This window comes from Streptomyces sulfonofaciens (assembly GCF_014656295.1).
Lineage (GTDB): Bacteria > Actinomycetota > Actinomycetes > Streptomycetales > Streptomycetaceae > Streptomyces > Streptomyces sulfonofaciens.
In genome coordinates, this window is record NZ_BNCD01000101.1 from 1 (window position 1) to 551 (window position 551).

Consider the following 551-nt stretch of genomic DNA (forward strand, 5'->3'; position numbering starts at 1 on the left):
GTTGTTTTCAATCAAGCTGTCTTTATCCGTAGTCTTTTTATAGCGCTCAATCACCCAGTCAATCGCGCTTTTGCCATTCACCATATATTCAAAGGCTTTTTTGGGGATCTTAGTGATAGCGATGTTGTTGTTATAGTTGATGCGATCCCCTATTTTTTTCATGGTTTCCACATCATAATAACCCTCTTCTTCGGCGTTCATTAGCGTTTTGTATTCAACGCTTGCGTGCATTTCCCCACTCTCATAGTTAAGGTGCAATTTCGCCAATTCTTTACCAAGCATATAGAGTTCTTTAAAATCCTCACTCAAAGCGATGCGCGGATCTTCTTTGGCGAGGGAATTTTTGTATTTTTCCAAATAGCCTTTATGGTGCAAAATCACATAAATGTAATAAAAAATCTCTTCTTCAGCGATAGAGTTGTCTTCATAATGCTTCCTGAACAAATTGAGTGCATAGCCGCTGATCGCATAATGGCGATTCCTTAAATCATCGTAATAATACAAAGGGTAAGCGTTGGCATCGCCTATAAAATGTCCATCGGAGATAGCGT

At 39.2% G+C, this 551-nt stretch carries 1 protein-coding gene; it reads right to left on the reverse strand.

Annotated features, from left to right (window positions below; all coding sequences use genetic code 11):
- A partial coding sequence (locus tag IE313_RS34770) for a type ISP restriction/modification enzyme (RefSeq protein ID WP_229925212.1) occupies positions 1 to 551 on the reverse strand: 551 nt, incomplete at both ends.